We start from the raw sequence: 22903 nt of genomic DNA, 5'->3' as shown, positions 1-22903 counted from the left end.
ACATTACGCCTGATGGCCTGCTCTGAAACCGGGTTCGACAACTGCGTTTCGATCATTTTCCGCCCCCCGTTCAACTACCGGAAGAACATCGACGACCGCCAGGAACCGCCGGGTCACGAGCAGCACGGCCAGCGCCGCACACCCCCCGAACCCCGCGACGGCGAACCCCGCTCCGGCCCCGCCGCGCTCCACCGCGGGCCCCACCACCCCACCGCCGATGGCCGCCCCCACCCCGAAACTGGTGACCAGCCAGGAGAACGCCTCGGTCACGGTCCCTCGCGGCGCGTGCCGGTCCACCACCACGAACGCGCAAGCCAGCGCCGGCGCCAGAAAGACCCCGGCCAGCACCGTCAACGCGGTCATCGCGACAACCCCCGGCACCAGCACGAGCGGCAGATAACCCACGGCAAGCGCGGCCACCAGGAGCCGCAGCCGCCGCTCAGGAGCGCCGGGCCACTGACGGGCCCCATAGACCACACCGCCGACCAGCGCACCCACACCCAGCCCGGACAGCAGATAGCTGGAGACGAGACCGCCGCCGTGGTCCTCCGCGTACGAGACCGCCGCCACCGCTATCGACCCGAGCGCCAGCCCGACGAAGAAGAACGAACCGAGCAGGACGAGAAGACCCGGCGAGCGCAGCGCCCCCAGCCAGTGCGCCTCGCGCGGCGCACTGCGCCAGCCCCGCGACGGCGGAGAGACCACCACGGACAGCGCGCCCGCGATGCCCAGCGCGTTGATGACCAGCAGCGCCGCCGCCGGCGACCAGGCCGCCACCAGGAGCGTCACCAGCAGCGGACCGACGGCGAACATCACCTCCTGCGCGACCGCGTCGAGCGCGTACGCGGCGTGAATACGGTCGTCCCGCTTCAGGACGCTCGGCCACAGCGCGCGCAGCCCGCCTTCGAGCGGCGGCGTGAAGAACCCGGCGAGGAGCATGGCGACGAACGCCAACGGCAGCGGACTCAGCCCGCAGACGGTGAATACGACCACGGAGAGCGCGGAGAGCACCGAGGCCGGCAGCATCACCTTGGGCTGCCCGTAGAGGTCCACGGCCCGGCCGAGCAACGGCTGACCGATCGCGTTGCCCACGCCGTAGACGGCGGTCAGCGCCCCCGCCAGCCCGTAACCGCCGCCTTCCGCACGCGCGAAGAGCACGATCGCGAGCGTCGCGGTCGCGTTGGGGAGCCGCCCCACGAGCGTGCCGCACAGCAGCCGCGCCGCATGCCGCGTCCGAAGCAGATCCCCATAGCCCGCCGCCATCGCCCGCCCCTTCGTACCCCGGGCCACCCCCGAAGTGTTACGTATAATGTGCGGGGCTACACCTATCACGACCGCCGACCCCCGGTCCACCCCGATAGGGTCTCGGACAGACCGGACGGGCAGCGAAGGAGCGGGAACGTGACAGGCGAGGGCGGCGCACCGCGCGAACACGGCGACGGAGCGACGGAACCCGCGGCCACAACCCCCCGGCCCGCCGGCGACCGTACGACCAGCCGCGACGTGGCACGCGCCGCCGGCGTCTCACAAGCCACCGTCTCGCTCGTACTCGGCGACAAATGGCGCGGCCGCGTCTCCGAACGCACAGCCGACTCCGTACGGACAGCGGCCCGCGAACTCGGCTACCGCCCCAACCTCGCGGCCCGCAACCTCCGGCTCGGCCGCACCAGGACCGTCCTGCTCGTCGTCCCCGCGCTCACCAACGAATTCTTCGCCCGCGTCCACGCCGGCGCCGCCCGAGCCGCGAGCGAACACAGCGTCGGCGTACTCCTCTACCCCTCCCCCGACGGCATCGGCCCCGCCCGCGACCCCTTCGACTCGGCACGCGCCGCCGTCGACGGAGTGATCGCCTCCTCCATGGCCGCGGACGCCCTGGCCGCCATCCGAGGCGGCGGACTGCCCCTGGTGATGCTCGACAGCGACCCGCTGCGCTCCGACGCCGCCGCCACCGTCAACCTCGACATCGCCGACGGCATGCGGCGAATGGCACAGCACCTGCTCGCCCTCGGCCACCGCCGGTTCGCGCACATCGCGGCCGGCATCGACTCATGGACCTTCTCGATACGCGCCGAGGCACTCGCCTCGGCCGTACACCAGGTCCCGGGCGCCACCATACGGACCGAGCCCGCGGCGCTCGGCGTAGCGGAAGGACGGCTCGCCGCGGAACGCGCCCTGAGCGGCCCGGGTCCACGGCCGACGGCCCTGGTGTGCGACGACGACCTGCTGGCGGCAGGCGCCTGCAAAGCCGCCCGGCGACTCGGACTGCGCGTCCCGGACGACATCTCGGTGACCGGCTTCGACGACCTCTCGCTGGCGACGGCCCTAGAACCGGAACTGACGACAGTACGGCTGCCCGCCGAAGCCATCGGCGAGGCAGGCATGCGAGCCCTCATCGCCGTCCTCGACGGCCGTACACCCGAACCGACCGAGCTGCTGGGCGAACCGGTCATACGCGACTCCACCGCCCCGCCCCCGGCGGACGCCTGAAAAACGACGTGCCCGTGGCAGGCCATACGGCCCGCCACGGGCACCAGGAACCGAGCGCGTCCCCACCGTCGAACTCCGGCTTATCCCGCCTGGCAGCCCGCCGCTGGTTCGGTTACTCCTCGCTCTCCGAGTCCTCCGCGGAGTCCTCGGACTCCACAGAGGCGGCGTCACCATCCGCCAGCAGCCGGGTCAACTGGCGGCCCAGCAGCCGCTTGAACTTCCGCTGCTGCGGCCGCGTACGATCCAGGATCGCCACTTCCAACTGCTCGGCGGTCAGCGTGCGCTCCCCGCCGTTGTTGTCGCGGGACAGCGACTCCACAGCGAGCTTCAGCGCCTCGCCCAGCGTCATCCCGTCCACATGCCGCTGGTCGAGATAGCTGCTGATCTGGTCGGCGTTGCCGCCGACCGCGACCGAGCCGTGCTCGTCCACGATGGAACCGTCGTGCGGCAGCCGGTAGATCTGATCGTCCTCGGGACCGTCCCCGGCCTCGGCGACGATCAGCTCGACCTCATAGGGCTTCTCGGCCGCGCTGGAGAAAATGGTGCCCAGCGCCTGGGCGTAGACATTGGCGAGACCACGAGCCGTCACATCGTGCCGGTCGTAGGTGTAGCCGCGCAGGTCGGCGTAGCGCACGCCGGCGATCCGCAGATTCTCGAACTCGTTGTACTTGCCGACCGCGGCGAAGGCGATCCGGTCGTAGATCTCGCTGACCTTGTGCAGCGCACGGGACGGGTTCTCGGCGACGAAGACGATGCCGTCGGTGTACTGAAGCACGACGACGCTGCGGCCGCGCGCGATGCCCTTGCGGGCGTACTCGGCGCGGTCGGCCATGGCCTGCTGGGGTGAGACATAGAACGGCGTCGACACCGGCTATCCGTCCCTTTCTGTCAGTGGCTGGGGTACCGCCCAGCGGCGGCTGGGGAACATTCCGGCAGGTCCGCGGGGCTAGAGCAGCTCGGCCCGCGGGCCGTCCGGCTCCTGGAGCCGCTGCTCGTGGATCGCGCGCACAGCCTCGGACGCCTCCCCCTCGGTCAGCCTCCGGAACCCCTCATCGGTGATCACGGTGAGAACAGGGTAGATACGGCGCGCCAGGTCCGGCCCGCCGGTCGCCGAGTCGTCGTCGGCGGCGTCGAACAGCGCCTGGGTGACGAGCGTGATGGCCTGGCTCTCCGTCAGGTTCTCGCGGTAGAGCTTCTTCAGCGCCCCCCGGGCGAACACGGAGCCGGAGCCGATGGCCGCGAAGCCGAACTCCTCCGAGCGCCCGCCGGTGACGTCGTAGGAGAAGATCCGGCCCTTTTCCCTGTTCACGTCCCAGCCCGCGAAGAGCGGCACCACGGCGAGGCCCTGCATGGCCATGCCGAGATTGCTGCGGATCATGGTCGAGAGGCGGTTGGCCTTGCCCTCCAGCGAGAGCGTCGCGCCCTCGACCTTCTCGAAGTGCTCCAGCTCCAGCTGGAAGAGCTTGACCATCTCCACGGCCAGCCCGGCCGTACCGGCGATGCCGACGGCCGAGTACTCGTCGGCCGGGAAGACCTTCTGCACATCGCGCTGCGCGATGATATTGCCCATCGTCGCCCGCCGGTCACCGGCGAGCACCACACCGCCCGAGAACGTCGCACCGACGATCGTGGTGCCGTGCGGCAGCTCTACGGCGCCCTGCACGGACGGCAGCTCCCGGTTGCCCGGCAGCATCTCCGGAGAGTGCTCGGTCAGGAAGTCCATGAACGAGGACGAGCCCGGCGTCAGGAAGGCAGCTGGTAGACGCCCTGAGCTACGAGTGTTGGCTTCCACGCGTTTCCTTCCAGGTATGCGATGGCCCGACGCAAGGTGCCGGGATCGTCTCCCAACTTGCCGATGGCCGAATTGCAGTTGAAGCACAGTACGCCACGGACCCTACCCGTCTGATGGCAGTGATCCACATGCACGGCTGGGGCGTTGAGACAGATCACGCAGATATTCATCTGCGCGGCGATCATCTCGTCGCGCTCGGCTTCGGTAATGCCGTAACTGCGCTTGAGGTGGGCGGCACGTCCCTCAACCGCCCTGCACGCTTTACAGCGGGTAGACAGGCCGTCCGGGGCAGTGCTGTTGCGATGCCATTCGCTATGGGGCTTGATCTCGCCACACCGCCGGCACAGTTTATGACCGTCAGGCACTTTCACCCTCGGCCGGACATTCTTCCCCCGCGCAAGTTGCCGCTCCTGATGGTAGGCCGCCCAGCACTCCCGGCAGTAGGCCTGCAAACCGTCACGGCCGACCCTGTTGGCCGCGAAGGCTGCCCGCGGACGGCATTCCTTGCATCGCGAGCAGCGCTTCTCCCCCTGCGGTTCAGGCACTTCCCCGCACCCCCACCAACCTTCGCTTCAAAGGTGAAATCACTCCCCACCCTTTTGAACGAAGGAACGCACGAAGTCCTCGGCGTTCTCCTCAAGGACATCGTCGATTTCGTCCAGGACGGAGTCCACGTCGTCGCTCAGCTTCTCCTGTCGCTCCTTGAGGTCCTCCGCAGCCTGCGCGTCCTGCGCCTGCTCCTCGACCTCCTCGGTGGAACGCGTCGCCTTCTGCTGTCCGCCGCCGGTGTCCTTGGTCGCCATCTACCTCACCCCGCTCGGTTCGATGCACTTGATCAGACCCTACAAGCAGGGTCCGACATTGGCCCTTTTACTTCCCCAACGTCCGGGAACCACCTCGATGATTCCCATACGCCGGCCTTTTCAGCCCCGGTTCGGTCCCCGGTTCAGCCCCCGGACAGCACCCGGACGAGTTCCTCCGCCGTACGGCACCGGTCCAGGAGCTCCTTGACGTGGTTGCGGGTGCCGCGCAGCGGTTCCAGGGTGGGGACCCGTTGCAGGGAGTCGCGGCCGGGGAGGTCGAAGATGACCGAGTCCCAGGAGGCGGCGGCGACGTCGTCCGCGTACTGCTCCAGGCAGCGGCCGCGGAAGTAGGCGCGGGTGTCCTCCGGCGGCTTCGTGCGGGCCCTCTCGACGTCGCCCTCGTCCAGCAGCCGCTTCATCCGTCCGCGGGCCGCGAGGCGGTTGTAGAGGCCCTTGTCGGGCCGTACGTCCGCGTACTGGAGGTCGACCAGCTGCAGCCGGGCGGCGTCCCAGTCCAGGCCGTCGCGGCGCCGGTAGCCCTCCATCAGCTCACGCTTGGCGACCCAGTCGAGCTCGCCGGCCAGGCTCATCGGGTCGTGCTCCAGCCGGTTCAGCACGTCCTCCCAGCGGGTGAGGACGTCCCTGGTCTGCTCGTCCGCGTCCACGCCGTAGCGGTCCTCGACGTACTTGCGGGCGAGCTCGAAGTACTCCATCTGGAGCTGCACGGCGGTGAGTGTGCGGCCGCTGCGCAGCGTGATCAGGTGCTGGAGGGAGGTGTCGTGGGAGACCTGGTGCAGGGTGCGCACGGGCTGGTCGATGGCGAGGTCCGCGGCGATGAAACCGTCCTCGATCATGGAGAGGACCAGTGCGGTGGTGCCGAGCTTGAGGTAGGTGGAGATCTCGGAGAGGTTGGCGTCGCCGATGATGACGTGCAGTCGGCGGTAGCGCTCGGCGTCGGCGTGCGGCTCGTCGCGGGTGTTGATGATGGGCCGCTTGAGGGTGGTCTCCAGGCCGACCTCGACCTCGAAGTAGTCGGCGCGCTGGCTGAGCTGGAACCCCTGCTCGTGGCCGTCCTGGCCGATGCCGACGCGTCCGGCGCCGGTGACGACCTGGCGTGAGACGAAGAACGGCGTCAGGTGGCGCACGATGTCCGAGAACGGGGTGTCCCGCTTCATCAGGTAGTTCTCGTGCGTGCCGTAGGACGCGCCCTTGTTGTCGGTGTTGTTCTTGTAGAGGTGGATCGGCTGGGCGCCGGGGAGGGCCGCCGCGCGCTCGGCGGCCTCCGCCATGATGCGTTCCCCAGCCTTGTCCCACAGGACGGCGTCGCGGGGGTTGGTGACCTCGGGGGAGCTGTATTCGGGGTGGGCGTGGTCGACGTAGAGCCGCGCGCCGTTGGTGAGGATGACGTTGGCCAGGCCGATGTCCTCGTCGGTCAGCTGGCTGGAGTCGGCGGATTCGCGAGCGAGGTCGAAGCCGCGGGCGTCGCGCAGCGGGTTCTCCTCCTCGAAGTCCCAGCGGGCTCGTCGCGCCCGGTGCATCGCCGCCGCGTAGGCGTTGACGACCTGGGACGAGGTGAGCATGGCATTGGCGTTCGGGTGGCCGGGGACGGAGATCCCGTACTCCGTCTCGATGCCCATTACTCGCCGTACGGTCATGCGGCCCTCCTTGCCCGGCGGCGCCCCCGGATGGGGTAGGCGCTCAAGTACCGCTGCGCTTCCGGTCCGTGTGCGGTCCCGATCCCCCACTGCGCTTCGCGGCGGTACCGCAGAGCCTAGAACGGCTTTGCGGTGGTGGGGAGATCATTACAGTCATTGCTCGGGTCGGGCCCTTCGGCGGGCGTCCGGATTTCGCTGCGGCTGCTTCGTTGACGTTCGGTGCGGTTCGTCGGAGTCGGTTGGATTATGTCGCGGAAACGTGGCTGGGTCCGTCGGTGCCCGTCGGTATGGGTCGGGATTTGGTTGAGGCGAAAAATACGTCCGGCCGCGGACGTCCCGTGCAGGACATCCGCAGCCGGACGGCGGTGTTACAGGTACTGGCCGGTATTGGCCACCGTGTCGATCGAGCGACCGGTGTCCGCGCCCTGCTTTCCGGTGACCAGCGTGCGGATGAAGACGATCCGCTCGCCCTTCTTGCCGGAGATGCGGGCCCAGTCGTCCGGGTTGGTGGTGTTGGGCAGGTCCTCGTTCTCCTTGAACTCGTCGACGCAGGCGGCGAGCAGGTGGGCGACGCGGATGCCCTTCTGGTTGTGGTCGAGGAATGCCTTGATCGCCATTTTCTTGGCCCGGTCCACGATGTTCTGGATCATCGCTCCGGAGTTGAAGTCCTTGAAGTAGAGGACTTCCTTGTCGCCGTTGGCGTACGTGACCTCCAGGAAGCGGTTCTCCTCGGATTCCGCGTACATCTGCTCGACGACCGACTGGATCATGCCGGAGACGGCGGAGGCGCCGGAGCCGCTGTGCTCGGCCAGGTCGTCCGTGTGGATCGGCAGGGTCGGGGTCAGGTACTTCGTGAAGATGTCCTTGGCGGCCTCGGCGTCGGGGCGCTCGATCTTGATCTTCACGTCGAGCCGGCCGGGGCGCAGGATGGCGGGGTCGATCATGTCCTCGCGGTTGGAGGCGCCGATGACGATGACGTTCTCCAGGCCTTCCACGCCGTCGATCTCCGCGAGCAGCTGCGGGACGATGGTGTTCTCCACGTCCGAGCTGACGCCGGAGCCGCGGGTGCGGAAGAGCGATTCCATCTCGTCGAAGAAGATGATGACCGGGGTGCCCTCGCTGGCCTTCTCCCTGGCCCGCTGGAAGACGAGGCGGATGTGCCGCTCGGTTTCGCCGACGTACTTGTTGAGCAGCTCGGGGCCCTTGATGTTGAGGAAGAAGCTCTTCCCGGCGGGCTTGCCGGTGACCTCGGCGACCTTCTTGGCAAGGGAGTTGGCGACGGCTTTGGCGATGAGCGTCTTGCCGCAGCCGGGCGGGCCGTAGAGCAGCACGCCCTTGGGCGGCCGCAGTTCGTGCTCCTTGAAGAGGTCGGGGTAGAGGTAGGGGAGCTCGACCGCGTCGCGGATCAGTTCGATCTGGTTGCCCAGGCCGCCGATCTTCGTGTAGTCGATGTCCGGGACCTCTTCGAGGACGAGTTCCTCGACCTCGCTCTTCGGGATGACTTCGTAGACGTAGCCGGATCGGGGTTCGAGCAGCAGCGCGTCGCCGGGTCGGATGGTGATGTCCAGCAGCGGCTCGGCGAGCCTCACCACCCGCTCCTCGTCGGTGTGCCCGATCACCAGGGCCCGCTCGCCGTCCTCAAGGATCTCCTTGAGGGTGACGATGTCCCCGGCGCTCTCGAACTCCATGGCTTCGACCACGTTGAGCGCCTCGTTGAGCATGACCTCCTGGCCACGCCTCAGCTCTTCGAGTTCGACGCTCGGGCTGACATTCACGCGGAGTTTGCGGCCGCCGGTGAAGATGTCGGCCGTACCGTCCTCGTTCGCCTGCAGGAAGACCCCGAAGCCGGCCGGCGGCTGCGCGAGCCGGTCGACCTCCTCCTTGAGGGCCACGATCTGGTCGCGGGCCTCACGGAGCGTGTTGGCGAGCCGCTCGTTCTGAGCGGACACGCCGGCCAGGTTGGTCTGCAGCTCGACGATCCGCTCTTCGAGAATCCTCGTGTGACGCGGCGAGTCGGCGAGCTTGCGCCGCAGGACGGCGATCTCCTGCTCAAGATAGGCAACCTGACCGGCGGGGTCCTCAGACCCTCGCCCCGGCCGGATGCCGCGGTTGATGTCGTCGTCGTGGGCTGCCACGGTCCTCACCTCCTCCAAGGGGAGCTGGACGCTTCCTGACCCTACCTGGGCCGGTGCAGGTTGAAACCCCTAGATCACAAACCCGGTCGGGGTGTGTCCGATCTTCACCCTTGCGCACGTCCTTACCTGAGGGGAATACCCACCCAACAACATCGGAAAGCGGGCGGTTGTATCGTCGAGTCGGTCAACACCCGTCAGGGCTGGCACGACTTACCGCAAGAATTTGACGCGCGACGCAGGAAACGGCAGGCGAGATGACCGTGCAGGACGAAGGCCGGGAAAGCACCGAGGATCTTGAGGTCTGGATTGATCAGGATCTGTGCACCGGCGATGGGATCTGCGCGCAGTACGCCCCTGAGGTCTTCGAGCTCGACATCGACGGTCTCGCGTATGTCAAGAGCGCGGACGACGAGCTGCTCCAGGACAAGGGGGCCACGACGCCCGTTCCGCTGCCGCTGCTGAACGACGTGCGGGACTCGGCGAAGGAGTGCCCCGGCGACTGCATCCATGTGCGCCGGGTCGCGGACCGGGTCGAGGTTTACGGGCCCGACGCCGACTGAAGTGCGCCGCGAACACGCCGTGTGACCGGCGTACACTCCCTGTGACCGGCCGGTCGCGGCGGTCAGACGCTGCCCGGCGCGGGCAGCGCGGTGAGGGCGAACTTCCCGTCCTTCCACTGCCACTTGACCGCGCGCTGCTTGTCGGGGCAGCAGCGCGGCACGTCGTTCGAGGAGTAGCCGAGCAGGGTCGCCGAGACGGTGGTTCCCGACACGTGGAAGTCCGTGGCGCTCATCCGCTGGGCCGGGTCGAGGAGCGTCGCGGCGACCTTGGGCCGCCCGCCCTCGGCGGCGGGCGGCGTCAGCAGGTACACGCCGCTCGGCGGGGTGCCCGCCTGCGCGTGGCAGCGCACCACGGCGACCGTCTCCGGCCGCCCGTCGCCGTCGAAGTCGGCCGTGCCCTTCTGCACGACGTCCACCGCCGCCCGGCCGCAGTCGAGCGGATACTGCGCCGCGTGCGCGTCGGGCGCTCCGCCGTCGGACGTAGGGGGGTGTGGTGCGGATGTGGTAGCCGTGGCGTCCGCGGGCTGGACGAGGGCCGCGCCGGCGACGACGAGGGCGAGCGCGGCGGCGGTCGCGATCCAGTGCACGGGGCGGGTACGGGCGTGGGAAGGGTCAGTGCCGGGCGCGGGGAAGGGCCCAGTGCCTGCCAGGGGCTGCACGCGGGGTGACTCCTGTGAGAGCTGTGCCGTCGGGGTGTCCAGCATCGTGCCACATGGCGCGGGCCGTGGCAGCACCGGAGTCCGGTGTGGCTGGTGTCCCTTCAACGCACCGGCCCCGCCGCCGAGTTCCGCTGGTGCGGGGTTCGGGCGGCGGGGCCGGTCGTGCGTCTGGCGTGGGGCCGGGGGTCAGCGCTCGGCGGAGCCGCTCTGGCTGCCGGGGCCCGTGTAGTCGTCGCCGTAGGCGCCCTTGGCGGGGCGGCGGCGGCGCAGCGGCGGTTCGACGCCGTCCGCGAGGCGGCGGGCGGTGAGCAGGAAGCCGGTGTGTCCGATCATGCGGTGGTCGGGGCGTACGGCGAGGCCTTCGACGTGCCAGGTGCGGACCATGGTCTCCCAGGCCGAGGGCTCGTTGAAGGTGCCGTGCTCGCGGATGGCCTCGACGGTGCGGGCGAGCTGGGTGGTGGTGGCCACGTAGGCGCAGAGGATGCCGCCGGGTACGAGGGCCTTGGAGACGACCTCCAGGCATTCCCAGGGGGCGAGCATGTCGAGGATGACGCGGTCGACCTCGGTGTCGGACAGGTTGTCCTGGAGGTCGCCGACGGTGAGGGTCCAGGCGGGGTGGGGTGCGCCGAAGTAGCGCTGTACGTTCTGGGTGGCGATCTCGGCGAAGTCGGCCCGGCGCTCGTAGGAGTGCAGCATGCCCTGGTCGCCGATGGCGCGCAGCAGGAAGCTGCTCAGGGAGCCGGAGCCGACGCCTGCCTCGACGACGCGGGCGCCGGGGAAGATGTCGGCCATGGCCAGGATCTGCCCCGCGTCCTTGGGGTAGACCACGGCGGCTCCGCGCGGCATGGACAGGACATAGTCGGGGAGCAGGGGGCGCAGCGCGAGGTAGGCGACGTTTCCCGTGGTTCGGACAACACTGCCCTCGGGAGCACCGATCAGCTCGTCGTGCGGGAAGGCACCCTTGTGGGTGTGGAACTGCTTCCCGGTTTCGAGCGTGAAGGTGTAGTGGCGTCCCTTGGGGTCGGTGAGCTGGACCTGGTCCCCGACCTGGAAGGGGCCGCGACGGCGGGCGGCACCGGTCGGTTCGGACATGTGACCAGCGTACCTGGGGTGGCGGGCGGTGGCGTCCGCGGTCCCTATGGCTGGGGCCGGGCCATGGCGGCGACGAAGGCGCGTTCGACGTCGGAGGTGGCGAGTACGCCGTAGATCTCGCCGGTCTCCTCGATGACCAGGTATTCCGTGGCGGGGGTGGCTCGCAGGGTGTCCAGGAGTTCTTCGCCGGCGAGTTCGGCGGAGAGGCGCATGCCGTCCTTGAGGTCTTGGGCGAGGCCGCTGACGGCGACCCAGGGGCGTCGGTGTTCGGGGATGCCGACGATGGCGGACTCGCGGACGACGGCGGTGGGGGCGCCGTCGGGGTCGACGACGACGAGGGCGCGGGCTCCGGCGTCGTTGGCGCGGCGCAGTGCTTCGGAGAGGGGGGTGGCGGCTTCGACGGGGACGGCGCGCCGGGTGAGGGTGCGGACGGTGAGTTCGGGGAGGCGTTCGCGCAGTCGGGCGACGCGCAGGCTGTTGCCGGCGCCGGTCCAGATGATCGCGGCGAGGATCGCGGCGAGGAGGGCGTCGGTGAGTGAGTCGACGCCGCCGAATCCTTCGGTTTCGTCGCCGAGGCTGCCGGTCTGGGTGAGCAGCGGGAGTCCTACGAGGACGGCGACGGCGAGGCCGCGGCCGACCCAGGCGGCGGCGACGGTGCCGGTCATCGGGTTGCCGGTGATTTTCCAGACGACGGCGCGGAGCATGCGGCCGCCGTCGAGGGGCAGGCCGGGCAGCAGGTTGAAGATCGCGACGATGAGGTTGGAGATCATCAGTCCGGCGAGCAGGACGCCGGGTACGGTGCCGGGTTCGACGGTCTGCATGCCGAGGTAGAAGAGGCCGGCGAGGACGAGGGAGAGGAGGGGGCCGACGAAGGCGAGGACGAATTCGCGGCCGGGTGTCTCGGCGTCCTTCTCGATCTCGGAGACGCCGCCGAAGAACTGGAGCTGGATGCGGCGGACGGGGAGTTTGAAGCGGAGCGCGGCGATGGTGTGGGCGAGCTCGTGGACGAGGACGGAGGCGTAGAAGGCGACGGCGAAGAAGAGGGAGACGAGGTAGCGGGCGCGGCCGAGTTCGGGCAGGACCCGGTCGAGCTGGCCGCCGAAGACCCAGGTGATGAGGGCGGCGACGAGGAACCAGCTGGGGGCGACGTAGACGGGTACGCCGAAGGGGCGGCCCATGAGGATGCCGCCGCCTTGCTCGCGTGGGCGGCGTGGGCGGCGTGGCTCTCGGCCTTCGGGCTTTTGGGGCTCCTCGGCCTGGGGGCCCGCTCCCCCGCCGGACTTGCCCTGCCCGCTGTTCTCCACGGTGTCCCCTCGTCGGCGTTCTGCCCCGCACCCGCGTGGTGCGTTTCCACGATCATGCGGTGTGGGGCGGTCTGCCGTCGATGGTATGCGGATCGTTGTCGGTGGGGGGCCGTAGGGTCTGCGGCATGGGAACGAGCGTCGAGAAGACTCCGCAGGCCCGGCCGAGCGAGGTCCGGGCCGTGTCAGCCGAACGGCCCAGGGCGTTGTCGCCGTCGCGTGCGGGCGATTTCATGCGGTGCCCGTTGCTCTACCGCTTCCGGGTGATCGACAAGTTGCCGGAGAAGCCGAGTGCGGCGGCGACGCGGGGCACGGTGGTGCACGCGGTGCTGGAGCGGCTGTTCGACGCGCCGGCGGTGGAGCGTACGGCCGAGGGCGCGCGGGCGATGGTGCCGGGTGAGTGGGAGAAGCTGCTCGCGAAGCGGCCGGAGCTGGCGGAGCTGTTCGAGGATGATCCTCGGGGCGAGCTGCTGGCGGGGTGGCTGGGCGACGCGGAGCGGCTGGTGGAGCGGTGGTTCACGCTGGAGGACCCGACGCGGCTGGAGCCGGCCGACCGGGAGCTGTATGTGGAGACGGTGCTCGATTCGGGGCTGACGCTGCGGGGTTTCATCGACCGGGTCGATGTGGCGCCCAGTGGCGAGGTGCGGCTTGTGGACTACAAGACGGGCAAGGCTCCGGCCGCGCAGTTCCGGTCGGAGCCGTTGTTCCAGATGAAGTTCTACGCGCTGGTGATGTGGCGGTTGCGGGGTGTGGTGCCGCGCCGGCTTCAGCTGGTCTATCTGGGCAGCGGCGATGTGCTGACGTACGACCCGAGCGAGGCGGATCTGCTGGCGGTGGAGCGCAAGCTGCTCGCCTTGTGGGAGGCGATCGTGCTGGCGACGGAGACGGGTGACTGGCGGCCGCGGCCGAGCAAGCTGTGCGGCTGGTGTGATCACCAGGCCGTGTGTCCGGAGTTCGGCGGTACGCCGCCGCCGTATCCGCTGCCGGTGGGGGGCGGCGGGGAGGCCGGGTCAGTGGCTTCGGGGCAGGTGCCGCAAGGCAGAATGGGGCAGATCTAGCGAAGGAGAGAGTCCCTGTGGCTATCCGCGTCCTGCTGGTCGACGACCAGCCGCTGTTGCGCACCGGTTTCCGGATGATCTTGGAGGCCGAGCAGGATCTCGCGGTCGTCGGCGAGGCCGGCGACGGTCTCCAGGCGCTCGATCAGGTGCGGGCGCTGCAGCCCGATGTGGTGCTGATGGACATCCGGATGCCCCGGATGGACGGGGTGGAGGCGACCCGGCAGATCACCGGGCCGGGCCGGGACGGTCCGGCGAAGGTGCTGGTGCTGACCACTTTCGATCTTGATGAGTATGTGGTGGAGGCGCTGCGTGCGGGGGCGAGCGGTTTTCTGCTGAAGGACGCGCCGGCGGATGAGCTCGTGCAGGCGATCCGGGTGGTGGCGGGCGGTGAGGCGATGCTCGCGCCGAGCATCACGCGGCGGCTGCTGGACAAGTACGCCGGGCATCTGCCGTCCGGTGAGGAGAAGGTCCCGGACACGCTGGACACGCTGACCGAGCGCGAGGTGGAGGTGCTCAAGCTGGTGGCGCGGGGCCTGTCGAACGCGGAGATCGCCGCGGATCTGTTCGTGAGCGAGACGACGGTCAAGACGCATGTGGGGCATGTGCTGACGAAGCTGGGGCTGCGGGACCGGGTGCAGGCCGCGGTGTACGCGTACGAGAGCGGGCTGGTGCGGCCCGGCTCGCAGTAGCGGGTCCGCTCCGCGGTAGCGGGGCTGTTCCACGAGGGCTGGGAAACGGCCGACGGCCCGCTTGGGGAAGCGGGCCGTCGGCCGTTGTGCTGGGGTGCGGCCGGGCCGCGGCGGCTCAGACGCCGTGGCCGAGTTCCCAGGGCTGGATCTGGGAGGAGGAGTTCAGCGCCCACTCGACGCCGGTGATGTTCTCGCGCGCGGCCACGTACTGCTTGCCCTGCCACAGCGGGAGGATCGGCACGTCGTCGGCGACGATGTCCTGGGCCTGCTGGAACAGCGGGGCCGCGGCGTCGCGGCGCGCTTCCTGCCGGGTCTGCGGGATGAGCTTGCTGGTGATCTTCTGGTTCCGGTAGGGGGACTTGAGGAAGTTGCCTTCGCCGAAGAACGGGGCGATGAAGTTGTCGGGGTCCGGGAAGTCGGGGAACCAGCCCATGCCGTACACGCTGTACTCGCCGTTGATGCTCGCGGGGCGGAACTTGGACCACTCGACGCCCTGGATCTTCACGTCGAAGAGTCCGCTGCCGTTGAGCTGGTCCTGGAGCCCCTTGAACTCCTTGGCGGTCGCCTCGCCGTAGTGGTCGGTGGTGTAGGTGAGGGTGAGCGGCACCGGGGTGCTGATGTTCGCGGACTGCAGGATGTTGCGCGCCTTCTCCGTGCTGGGCGTCGTGCCGTACTGGTTGGAGAAGGAGTTCTGGTGGCTGGTGATGCCGCTGGGGACGAGCGAGTACAGCGGCGTGGTCGTGCGGCCGTAGTCGTCGCGGGTCAGCGCCTGCCGGTCGATCACCTGCGCCATCGCCTGGCGCACCGCCTTGTTCTTCACCGACGGGTCGTTGGTGTTGAAGGCCAGGAAGCTGATCTCCTGTCCCGGCGACTCGACGATGTTGATGTCCTTGTTCGTGGAGGTGCGCAGCCGGGTGATCTGTTCGGGTGACATCGAGCGGTTCATGACGTCGATGTCGCCGGCCTTGAGCGCCTTCTCCATCGAGGTGGAGCTCTCGAAGAAGCGCATTTCGGCCTTGTTGTTCTGGAGCTTGAGCCCGCCCTTGTAGTTCGAATTCTTCGAGAAGACGGCCTTGGTGACCCGGCCGTCCGTCTGTTCGGCCTTCATCGTGTACGGGCCGGACCCGACGAGGTCGTAGCCGTCGCGGACCTTCTTGGGGTCGTAGACCTCGCTGTCGACGATGCCGCCGGCCGGGGTGGAGATCTTCTGCGCGAAGGTCGCGTCGGAGGTCTTGAGGTGGAAGACGACTTCCTGCTCGTTGGGCGTCTCCACCCGGTCGACGTTGTCGAACAGCGAGGCCGGGCCGTTCTTGAAGTTGATGTTCCGGACGCGGTCGATGGAGAACTTCACGTCCTTGGCGGTGAGGTCGTGACCGTTGGAGAATTTCAGGCCGTCGCGCAGCGTGCAGCGGAACTGCTCGCTCTTGCGGTCGACGAACCCGCACTTCGAGGCGGCGTCGGGGACCGGGGTGGTGCCGGAGCGCGGCAGTCGCAGCAGCGTCTGGAAGGTGCTGCGCAGCACGGTCAGACCGGCGATGTCGTAGACCTCGGCGGGGTCGAAGGGCGCCGGGGTGTCCTTCGACAGCTCGAACCGGTCCGTGCTGCCGATGACGATGGCACCGCCATCCTTGCCGGCGCCGCCGGACCCGCCACAGGCGACGAGCACAGGGGCCAACAGGCCCACCACGGTCGGCAGCACCAGCGTCTTGCGGTTCATTGTCGGGGCTCTCCCTGCGATCGATCCCGGGACCATACCGACGTCGGGTGCGCTGGCCACAGGGTCAGTGGTGAAGTTCTCGCGAAGACATTAGTGCGCGCGGTCGGCAACTCTGGAACGCGGCTGAGCAGCGGCGATATCACGCCCCGATAACGGGCGGCGATCCACCGATATTCGGACGCCGGAACGATTCGTACGCGAGATGATCAATCGGGACACAAGGGTGCGCGATGACCGGTTTGCGGGGGTGCCGCGACGATCACCGCCCGGCTTGTCGACGCCGTTGTCCGTGATAAACCTCACTCCCCCGAAGAGGTTGCGGCGTCCTGCAATTCGGACGCGGTATTCGTCACGCAAAATAAGCGCCCCTGCGCCGAGCGTTCCCCGGCGCCTTTACCCGTCCCACGCTCAGTGCACGCTCAGTGCATTGCTGTAATCAGCGACCGGAGATAAGTCAGGTCGACTTCCTCCAGCGAACCGACGACGCTGCGCCCGGCCGCCGCGGGGATCGGCGCCAGCGACGGCACCGCCACGACCCGGCACCCGGCCGCCTCCGCCGCCGCCACGCCCGTGGCGGTGTCCTCCACCACGGCGCACCGGGCGGGGTCCACGCCGAGCCGGGCCGCGGCGAGCAGGTAGGGGTCCGGGTGCGGCTTCGTGCGCTCCAGCTCGTCGCCTGCGACGGTCAGCGTGAAGTTCTCCGGGCCGAGGGTGCCGAGCACCCGGTCGATGATCTGCCGGTGCGAGGCGGAGACCAGCGCGGTGGGCACCCGGTGGGCGGCCAGCTCGGTCAGCAGCCGCCGCGCGCCGGGCATCAGCGGCACCCCGCCGACGATCGTCTCGGCGAACCGCGCGTTGAGCAGCACGCTCAGCTCGGCGAGGGCGATCCGCGCGCCGGTGGCCTGGATCAGGTAGGCGGCGCTGCGCGTCATGGGGCCGCCGACGACCACTTCGCGGTACTCGTCGAGGAGCGTGTGCCCGAGCTCCGCGAAGACCGCGACCTCCACGTCCCACCAGAAGCCTTCGGTGTCGACCAGGGTGCCGTCCATGTCGAGCAGCACGGCTTGCAGAGTGGCGTCTTCGGCCGTACGGGTGTCGACGGCGGGGATGCTGCTGGTCATCCGCACACACCTCACAGAAGGGACGAGAAGGCCGGCCGCCGTCCCCGAAGGGAAGGCGACCGGCCTTTACCGGACCGATAAGTGTACGTCGGGTGCTCACGGTGCGCGGTGAATCGTTCCGGCGGGCGGTACCGGGCCCCTGGGCGGGGGTCGGCGCGCGGTTCACGGCCCGGGGGCCCGTGGCCGCTCCGGCGCGGGCCCCCGGCGGCGTCAGCGGGCGTTGAAGTACTTCGCCTGGGGGTGGTGGATGACGATCGCGTCCGTGGACTGCTCGGGGTGGAGCTGGAACTCCTCCGAGAGCTCCACGCCGATCCGCTCGGGCTCCAGGAGCGCGGCGATCTTCGCCCGGTCCTCCAGGTCGGGGCAGGCCCCGTAGCCCAGCGAGAAGCGCGCGCCGCGGTACTTGAGCGCGAACATGTCCTCGACGTCGGCGGGGTCCTCGCCCGCGAAGCCGAGCTCGGCCCGTACCCGCGCGTGCCAGTACTCGGCGAGGGCCTCGGCCAGCTGCACGGACAGGCCGTGCAGCTCCAGGTAGTCGCGGTAGGAGTCGGAGCCGAAGAGCTCGGCGGTGGCCTCGCCGATCCGCGAACCGACGGTGACGACCTGGAAGCCCACCACGTCCGTCTCCCCCGACTCCTGCGGCCGGAAGAAGTCCGCCAGGCAGAGGCGGCGGCCGCGGCGCTGGCGCGGGAAGGTGAAGCGGGTCCGCTCGGAACCGTCCTCGTGCAGCACGATCAGGTCGTCGCCCTTGGCGACGCACGGGAAGTAGCCGTAGACCACGGCGGCTTCCAGGAGGTTGTCGGTGTGCAGCTTGTCCAGCCAGCCGCGCAGCCGGGGCCGGCCCTCGCTCTCCACCAGTTCCTCGTAGCTGGGCCCGTCGCCCGTACGGGCCTGCTTGAGGCCCCACTGGCCCTTGAAGAGGGCGCCCTCGTCCAGCCAGGACGCGTAGTCCTTGAGGCCGATGCCCTTGATCACCCGTGTGCCCCAGAAGGGCGGGGCGGGGATGGGGTTGTCGGTCGCGGTGTCGGAGCGTACGGGCCCCTCGTCCGTCTCCTCGGCCTCCGGGAGGGGCGTCTCGCGCTTGGGGACGCGGCGCTGCTTGAGCTCGGGGAGGGTGGCGCCGGGGACGCCGCGCTTGACGGCGATGAGGGCGTCCATCAGCCGCAGCCCCTCGAAGGCGTCGCGTGCGTAGCGCACCTCGCCCTCGTAGATCTCGTGCAGGTCCTGCTCCACGTAGGCGCGGGTCAGCGCGGCGCCGCCGAGGATGACGGGGAAGTCGGCGGCCATGTTGCGCTGGTTGAGCTCCTCCAGGTTCTCCTTCATGATCACCGTGGACTTGACCAGGAGCCCGGACATGCCGATCACGTCGGCCCGGTGCTCTTCGGCGGCCTCCAGGATCGCGGAGACGGGCTGTTTGATGCCGAGGTTGACGACGTTGTAGCCGTTGTTGGACAGGATGATGTCGACGAGGTTCTTGCCGATGTCGTGGACGTCGCCGCGGACGGTGGCCAGCACGATCGTGCCCTTGCCGTCGTCGTCGGACTTCTCCATGTGCGGTTCGAGGTGGGCGACCGCCGTCTTCATCACCTCGGCGGACTGGAGGACGAACGGCAGCTGCATCTGGCCGGAGCCGAACAGCTCGCCGACGACCTTCATCCCGGCCAGCAGCGTGTCGTTGACGATCTCCAGCGCCGGGCGGTCGACGAGCGCCTCGTCGAGGTCGGCGGCCAGCCCGTTCTTCTCGCCGTCGATGATGCGGCGCTGGAGCCGCTCGTCCAGCGGCAGCGCGAGCAGCTCCTCGGCCTTGCCGGCCTTCATCGACTTGGTGTCGACGCCGTCGAAGAGCTCCAGGAACCGCTGGAGGGGGTCGTAGCCGGGCTCGTCGCCCTGTGCGGGGCGCCGCCGGTCGTAGATCAGGTCGAGGGCCACCTCGCGCTGCTCGTCCTCCAGCCGGGCGATCGGCAGGATCTTCGAGGCGTGCACGATCGCCGAGTCCAGGCCGGCCTTTACGCACTCGTCGAGGAAGACGGAGTTGAGCACCATGCGGGCGGCCGGGTTGAGGCCGAAGGAGATGTTGGACAGGCCGAGCGTGGTCTGCACGTCGGGGTGGCGGCGCTTGAGCTCCCGGATCGCCTCGATGGTGGCGATGCCGTCCTTGCGGGACTCCTCCTGGCCGGTGCAGATGGTGAAGGTCAGGCAGTCGATGAGGATGTCCGGCTCCAGGATTCCCCAGTTGCCGGTGAGGTCCGCGATGAGCCGCTCCGCGACGGCGACCTTCTCCTCGGGGGTGCGCGCCTGACCCTTCTCGTCGATGGTCAGCGCGATGAGGGCGGCGCCGTGCTCCGCCGCCAGCGTGGTGACGCGGGCGAAACGCGACTCGGGGCCGTCGCCGTCCTCGTAGTTGACGGAGTTGATGACGGCCCGGCCGCCCAGCTTCTCCAGTCCCGCCTGGAGCACCGCGGGCTCCGTGGAGTCCAGCACGATGGGCAGGGTGGAGGCGGTGGCGAACCGGCCGGCGATCTCCGCCATGTCGGCCGCGCCGTCCCGGCCCACGTAGTCCACGCAGAGGTCGAGCAGGTGCGCGCCCTCGCGGATCTGGTCGCGGGCCATCTCCACGCAGTCGTCCCAGCGCTCGGCCAGCATGGCCTCGCGGAACTTCTTCGAGCCGTTGGCGTTGGTGCGCTCGCCGATCGCGAGGTAGGCGGTGTCCTGGCGGAACGGGACGGTCTGGTAGAGGGAGGCCGCGCCCGGTTCGGGGCGCGGGCTGCGGGCGGTGGGCTCCATGCCCCGTACCCGCTCGACGACCTGCCGCAGGTGTTCGGGGGTGGTGCCGCAGCAGCCGCCGATCAGCGACAGCCCGTACTCGCGGACGAAGGTCTCGTGCGCGTCGGCCAGCTCGCCCGGGGAGAGCGGGTAGTGCGCGCCGTCCTTGCCGAGCACCGGCAGGCCGGCGTTGGGCATGGCGGAGACGCGGGTGCGGGCGTGCCGGGAGAGGTAGCGCAGGTGCTCGCTCATCTCGGCGGGGCCGGTGGCGCAGTTCAGGCCGATCATGTCGATGCCGAGCGGTTCCAGCGCGGTCAGGGCCGCGCCGATCTCGGAGCCGAGCAGCATGGTGCCGGTGGTCTCGACGGTCACCTGGACGAGCAGCGGGAGGTCCGCGCCGGTGGCCGCGAGCGCCCGGCGGGCGCCGATCACCGAGGACTTGGTCTGGAGCAGGTCCTGGGTGGTCTCCACCAGGATGGCGTCGGCGCCGCCCGCGATCAGGCCCTCGACGTTCTGCTGGTAGGCGTCGCGCAGCGCCGGGTACGGGGCGTGGCCGAGGGTCGGCAGTTTGGTGCCGGGGCCCACGGAGCCGAGCACCCAGCGCGGGCGGCCGTCGGCGGCGAACTCGTCGGCGACCTCGCGGGCGATGCGCGCGCCGGCCTCGGAGAGTTCGAAGACGCGCTCGGGGATGTCGTACTCGCCGAGGGCGGCGAGGTTGGCGCCGAAGGTGTTGGTCTCGACGCAGTCCACGCCGACGGCGAAGTACTCCTGGTGGACCGAGCGGACGATGTCCGGGCGGGTGATGTTCAGGATCTCGTTGCAGCCTTCGAGGTCCTGGAAGTCCGCCAGGCTCGGGTCCTGCGCCTGGAGCATCGTGCCCATCGCCCCGTCCGCCACCACCACTCGCGAGGCGAGCGCCTCACGGAGTTCGGCTGCTCGGGCTGCGCTTGCGGAGGATGGCGATTTCACGGCCATGGAACTGCTCCCAGGGTTGCGACGGCTGTCGGCTTTGCGCCTTCCGGTGGGTGGCGCACCCGGCCAGGGTAGCGGGCAGCACAAGGGGCGGTACGGACGTCCCACGAGGCGGACGGTCTCCGGGCGGGCGGCTGTACCGCGGCTCGATGAAGACTGGTCCGGCACTGAACGGGCTCGTACGGGTACCGCGGGGTCGGCATCGACCGATAGTGTTCAGCATTGTCGAACGGCTTGTGGAGGAGGTTGCGCGGTGGCTCGGACCATCCAGTCGCTGGAACGGGCAGCGGCGATGCTGCGGCTGCTGGCCGGCGGCGAGCGGCGCCTGGGCCTGTCCGACGTGGCCTCCTCGCTGGGGCTCGCGAAGGGCACCGCCCACGGCATTCTGCGCACCCTCCAGCAGGAGGGCTTCGTCGAGCAGGATCCCGCCTCGGGCCGCTACCAGCTGGGCGCGGAGCTGCTGCGGCTGGGCAACAGCTTCCTCGACGTGCACGAGCTGCGCGCCCGCGCCCTGGTGTGGGCGGACGACCTGGCGCGCTCCAGCGGCGAGAGCGTCTATCTGGGCGTGCTGCATCAGCAGGGCGTGCTGGTCATCCACCATGTCTTCCGGCCCGACGACAGCCGCCAGGTGCTGGAGGTGGGCGCGATGCAGCCGCTGCACAGCACCGCGCTGGGCAAGGTGGTCTCCGCGTACGACCCGGTGGCGCACAGCGAGGCGATCGAGGCCGAGCGCGAGGCGTTCACCTCGCGGACCGTGACCGGCCTGGCCGACTTCGAAAGTGTGCTGGACCTCACCCGGGCCCGTGGCTGGGCCTCGGATGTGGAGGAGACGTGGGACGGCGTCGCGTCGGTCGCCGCCCCCATCCACGACCGGCGGCGGATGCCGGTGGGCGCGGTCGGGATCACCGGCGCGGTGGAGCGGGTGTGCGAGGGCGGCGAGCTGCGTGCGCAGCTGGTCGCGGCCGTGCGGGACTGCGCCCGTGCTGTCTCTCGCGACCTCGGCGCGGGCCGTTTCTGACGCTTTCGACACTCTTCGGGTCGCTCGTCCGACCGAAAAGTTACGCCTACATGGCCGAGAGTTTTCGGTCACATGACTCTTGACGGGCACTTAGCAGTGGACAAAACTGCCGTTCGTCGGTCGGCATTGTCGAACACCTGACGACAATATTCGCTATGGTGGACATTGCCGCGGGCCGACCCGCCCTCACCGAGGGCGCGGACCACCGGAGGGACCCGGGGTACGGCGTTTCTCGGTGTCCATCTGGACGAAGGACAAAGGAGTCACTGGTGTCCAGCTCCGATATCTTCACTGGCGAGACCATCGGCACCGCCGTACTGGTTCTGCTCGGCGGCGGCGTCTGCGCCGCTGTCACCCTCAAGCGCTCGAAGGCCTTCCAGGCCGGCTGGGTCGCGGTCGCCTTCGGTTGGGGCTTCGCCGTCCTGACCGGCGCGTACATCGCCCAGCGGTCCGGCGCCCACCTCAACCCGGCCGTCACGGTCGGCCTGGCCATCGAGGGCACGACCAAGTGGAGCGACGTACCGCTCTACTTCGGCTCCCAGATTCTCGGCGCCATGATCGGCGCGGTGCTGATGTGGATCACGTACTACGGCCTCTTCAAGGCCCACCTCACCGACCCCGAGGTGCTGGCCGAGCACAACGGCCAGGAGGGCATGGTCGACAAGTCGACCGCCCCCAAGGCCGGCCCGGTGCTCGGGATCTTCTCCACCGGCCCCGAGGTCCGCAACGTGGTGCAGAACGTCGCCACCGAGATCATCGCCACTACCGTGCTCGTCCTCGCGATCCTCACCCAGGGCCTCACCAAGGGCCTGGGCGTCTCCGGAACCGGCGTGCTCATGACGGCTCTCGTCGTGACCAGCATCGGCCTCTCGCTGGGTGGCCCGACCGGCTACGCCATCAACCCGGTACGTGACCTCGGTCCCCGCATCGTGCACGCTCTGCTGCCGCTGCCCAACAAGGGCGGCTCCGATTGGGGCTACGCCTGGATCCCCGTCGTCGGCCCGCTGCTCGGCGGCGCCCTCGCCGGCGGCATCTACCAGCTCGCCTTCGCCTGAGCCCCCCGCCGAGACCACAGAACTTC

The 22903-nt window shown here is 69.5% G+C and carries 19 protein-coding genes; 6 read left to right on the top strand and 13 right to left on the bottom strand.

All coding sequences use genetic code 11. The features are described 5' to 3' along the window. Window positions 1-3: 3 nt before the first annotated feature. Complete coding sequence (locus AB0I22_RS06690; protein ID WP_363129780.1) at window positions 4-1263, bottom strand: MFS transporter; 1260 nt, start codon at window positions 1261-1263, stop codon at window positions 4-6. Window positions 1264-1503: 240 nt separating this feature from the next. Between AB0I22_RS06690 and AB0I22_RS06685 the strand changes: the two genes are divergently transcribed. Beyond that, complete coding sequence (locus tag AB0I22_RS06685) at window positions 1504-2487, top strand: LacI family DNA-binding transcriptional regulator (RefSeq protein WP_363129779.1); 984 nt, start codon at window positions 1504-1506, stop codon at window positions 2485-2487. Between the two features lie 112 nt (window positions 2488-2599). Here the strand turns inward: AB0I22_RS06685 and prcA are convergent, their stop codons facing one another. From prcA to arc, 6 genes are all read right to left on the bottom strand, one after another. Continuing rightward, window positions 2600-3355 (bottom strand): proteasome subunit alpha, encoded by a 756-nt coding sequence (prcA, locus tag AB0I22_RS06680; RefSeq protein WP_363129558.1) that lies wholly within the window; start codon window positions 3353-3355, stop codon window positions 2600-2602. Window positions 3356-3433: 78 nt separating this feature from the next. Continuing rightward, entirely contained in the window at window positions 3434-4279 is an 846-nt protein-coding gene (gene prcB / locus AB0I22_RS06675) for a proteasome subunit beta (RefSeq protein WP_363129557.1), read from the bottom strand. Next, entirely contained in the window at window positions 4231-4824 is a 594-nt protein-coding gene (locus AB0I22_RS06670) for an endonuclease VII domain-containing protein (protein ID WP_363129556.1), read from the bottom strand. The genes prcB and AB0I22_RS06670 overlap by 49 nt, the downstream gene beginning before the upstream one ends. 39 nt (window positions 4825-4863) lie before the next feature. Beyond that, window positions 4864-5082 (bottom strand): ubiquitin-like protein Pup, encoded by a 219-nt coding sequence (locus AB0I22_RS06665; protein ID WP_030879180.1) that lies wholly within the window; start codon window positions 5080-5082, stop codon window positions 4864-4866. Between the two features lie 143 nt (window positions 5083-5225). Beyond that, window positions 5226-6737 carry a depupylase/deamidase Dop gene (gene dop, locus AB0I22_RS06660; RefSeq protein WP_363129555.1) on the bottom strand — a complete coding sequence of 504 codons (1512 nt, stop codon included), beginning with the start codon at window positions 6735-6737 and terminating at the stop codon, window positions 5226-5228. Between the two features lie 368 nt (window positions 6738-7105). Further along, window positions 7106-8872: a proteasome ATPase gene (gene arc, locus AB0I22_RS06655; protein ID WP_363129554.1), complete on the bottom strand. Its 1767-nt coding sequence runs from the start codon at window positions 8870-8872 to the stop codon at window positions 7106-7108. 254 nt (window positions 8873-9126) lie between these two features. Between arc and AB0I22_RS06650 the strand changes: the two genes are divergently transcribed. Beyond that, window positions 9127-9432 (top strand): ferredoxin, encoded by a 306-nt coding sequence (locus AB0I22_RS06650; RefSeq protein ID WP_363129553.1) that lies wholly within the window; start codon window positions 9127-9129, stop codon window positions 9430-9432. Between the two features lie 62 nt (window positions 9433-9494). Here AB0I22_RS06650 and AB0I22_RS06645 read toward each other — a convergent pair whose 3' ends face one another. The 3 genes from AB0I22_RS06645 to AB0I22_RS06635 all read right to left on the bottom strand — a co-directional run bounded on the left by AB0I22_RS06645 (window position 9495) and on the right by AB0I22_RS06635 (window position 12487). Beyond that, window positions 9495-10091 (bottom strand): hypothetical protein, encoded by a 597-nt coding sequence (locus AB0I22_RS06645; RefSeq protein WP_363129552.1) that lies wholly within the window; start codon window positions 10089-10091, stop codon window positions 9495-9497. Window positions 10092-10277: 186 nt separating this feature from the next. Next, a complete protein-coding gene (locus tag AB0I22_RS06640; protein ID WP_363129551.1) occupies window positions 10278-11183 on the bottom strand; it encodes a tRNA (adenine-N1)-methyltransferase in 906 nt (301 codons plus the stop codon). Between the two features lie 44 nt (window positions 11184-11227). After that, window positions 11228-12487, bottom strand: a complete 1260-nt coding sequence (locus AB0I22_RS06635; protein WP_363129550.1) for a site-2 protease family protein — start codon at window positions 12485-12487, stop codon at window positions 11228-11230. A gap of 125 nt (window positions 12488-12612) precedes the next feature. On the opposite strand from AB0I22_RS06635, the gene AB0I22_RS06630 reads away from it, so the two are divergent. Beyond that, window positions 12613-13542, top strand: coding sequence for a RecB family exonuclease (locus AB0I22_RS06630; RefSeq protein WP_363129549.1), 930 nt, complete (start codon window positions 12613-12615; stop codon window positions 13540-13542). A 17-nt stretch (window positions 13543-13559) separates the two neighbouring features. Then, the gene (locus tag AB0I22_RS06625; protein ID WP_030879167.1) at window positions 13560-14231 is read left to right on the top strand and encodes a response regulator transcription factor; all 672 of its coding nucleotides are present in this window, start codon (window positions 13560-13562) and stop codon (window positions 14229-14231) included. A gap of 115 nt (window positions 14232-14346) precedes the next feature. Here AB0I22_RS06625 and AB0I22_RS06620 read toward each other — a convergent pair whose 3' ends face one another. The 3 genes from AB0I22_RS06620 to metH form a co-directional block, all read right to left on the bottom strand. After that, complete coding sequence (locus AB0I22_RS06620) at window positions 14347-15948, bottom strand: ABC transporter substrate-binding protein (RefSeq protein WP_363129548.1); 1602 nt, start codon at window positions 15946-15948, stop codon at window positions 14347-14349. A 419-nt stretch (window positions 15949-16367) separates the two neighbouring features. After that, window positions 16368-17069, bottom strand: coding sequence for an HAD family phosphatase (locus AB0I22_RS06615; protein ID WP_363129547.1), 702 nt, complete (start codon window positions 17067-17069; stop codon window positions 16368-16370). A gap of 210 nt (window positions 17070-17279) precedes the next feature. Beyond that, window positions 17280-20807, bottom strand: coding sequence for a methionine synthase (gene metH / locus AB0I22_RS06610; protein ID WP_363129546.1), 3528 nt, complete (start codon window positions 20805-20807; stop codon window positions 17280-17282). A gap of 250 nt (window positions 20808-21057) precedes the next feature. Here metH and AB0I22_RS06605 point away from each other — a divergent pair, with 250 nt between their 5' ends. Both AB0I22_RS06605 and AB0I22_RS06600 read left to right on the top strand, forming a co-directional pair. Continuing rightward, window positions 21058-21822 (top strand): IclR family transcriptional regulator, encoded by a 765-nt coding sequence (locus AB0I22_RS06605; protein WP_363129545.1) that lies wholly within the window; start codon window positions 21058-21060, stop codon window positions 21820-21822. A gap of 269 nt (window positions 21823-22091) precedes the next feature. Beyond that, the gene (locus tag AB0I22_RS06600) at window positions 22092-22877 is read left to right on the top strand and encodes an MIP/aquaporin family protein (RefSeq protein WP_363129544.1); all 786 of its coding nucleotides are present in this window, start codon (window positions 22092-22094) and stop codon (window positions 22875-22877) included. The last annotated feature ends 26 nt before the right edge of the window (window positions 22878-22903 follow it).

This window comes from Streptomyces sp. NPDC050610 (assembly GCF_040654875.1).
Classification (GTDB): Bacteria; Actinomycetota; Actinomycetes; order Streptomycetales; family Streptomycetaceae; genus Streptomyces.
The sequence above is the reverse complement of the archived record's forward strand: the minus strand, read 5'-3'. Positions and strand labels throughout refer to the sequence as shown.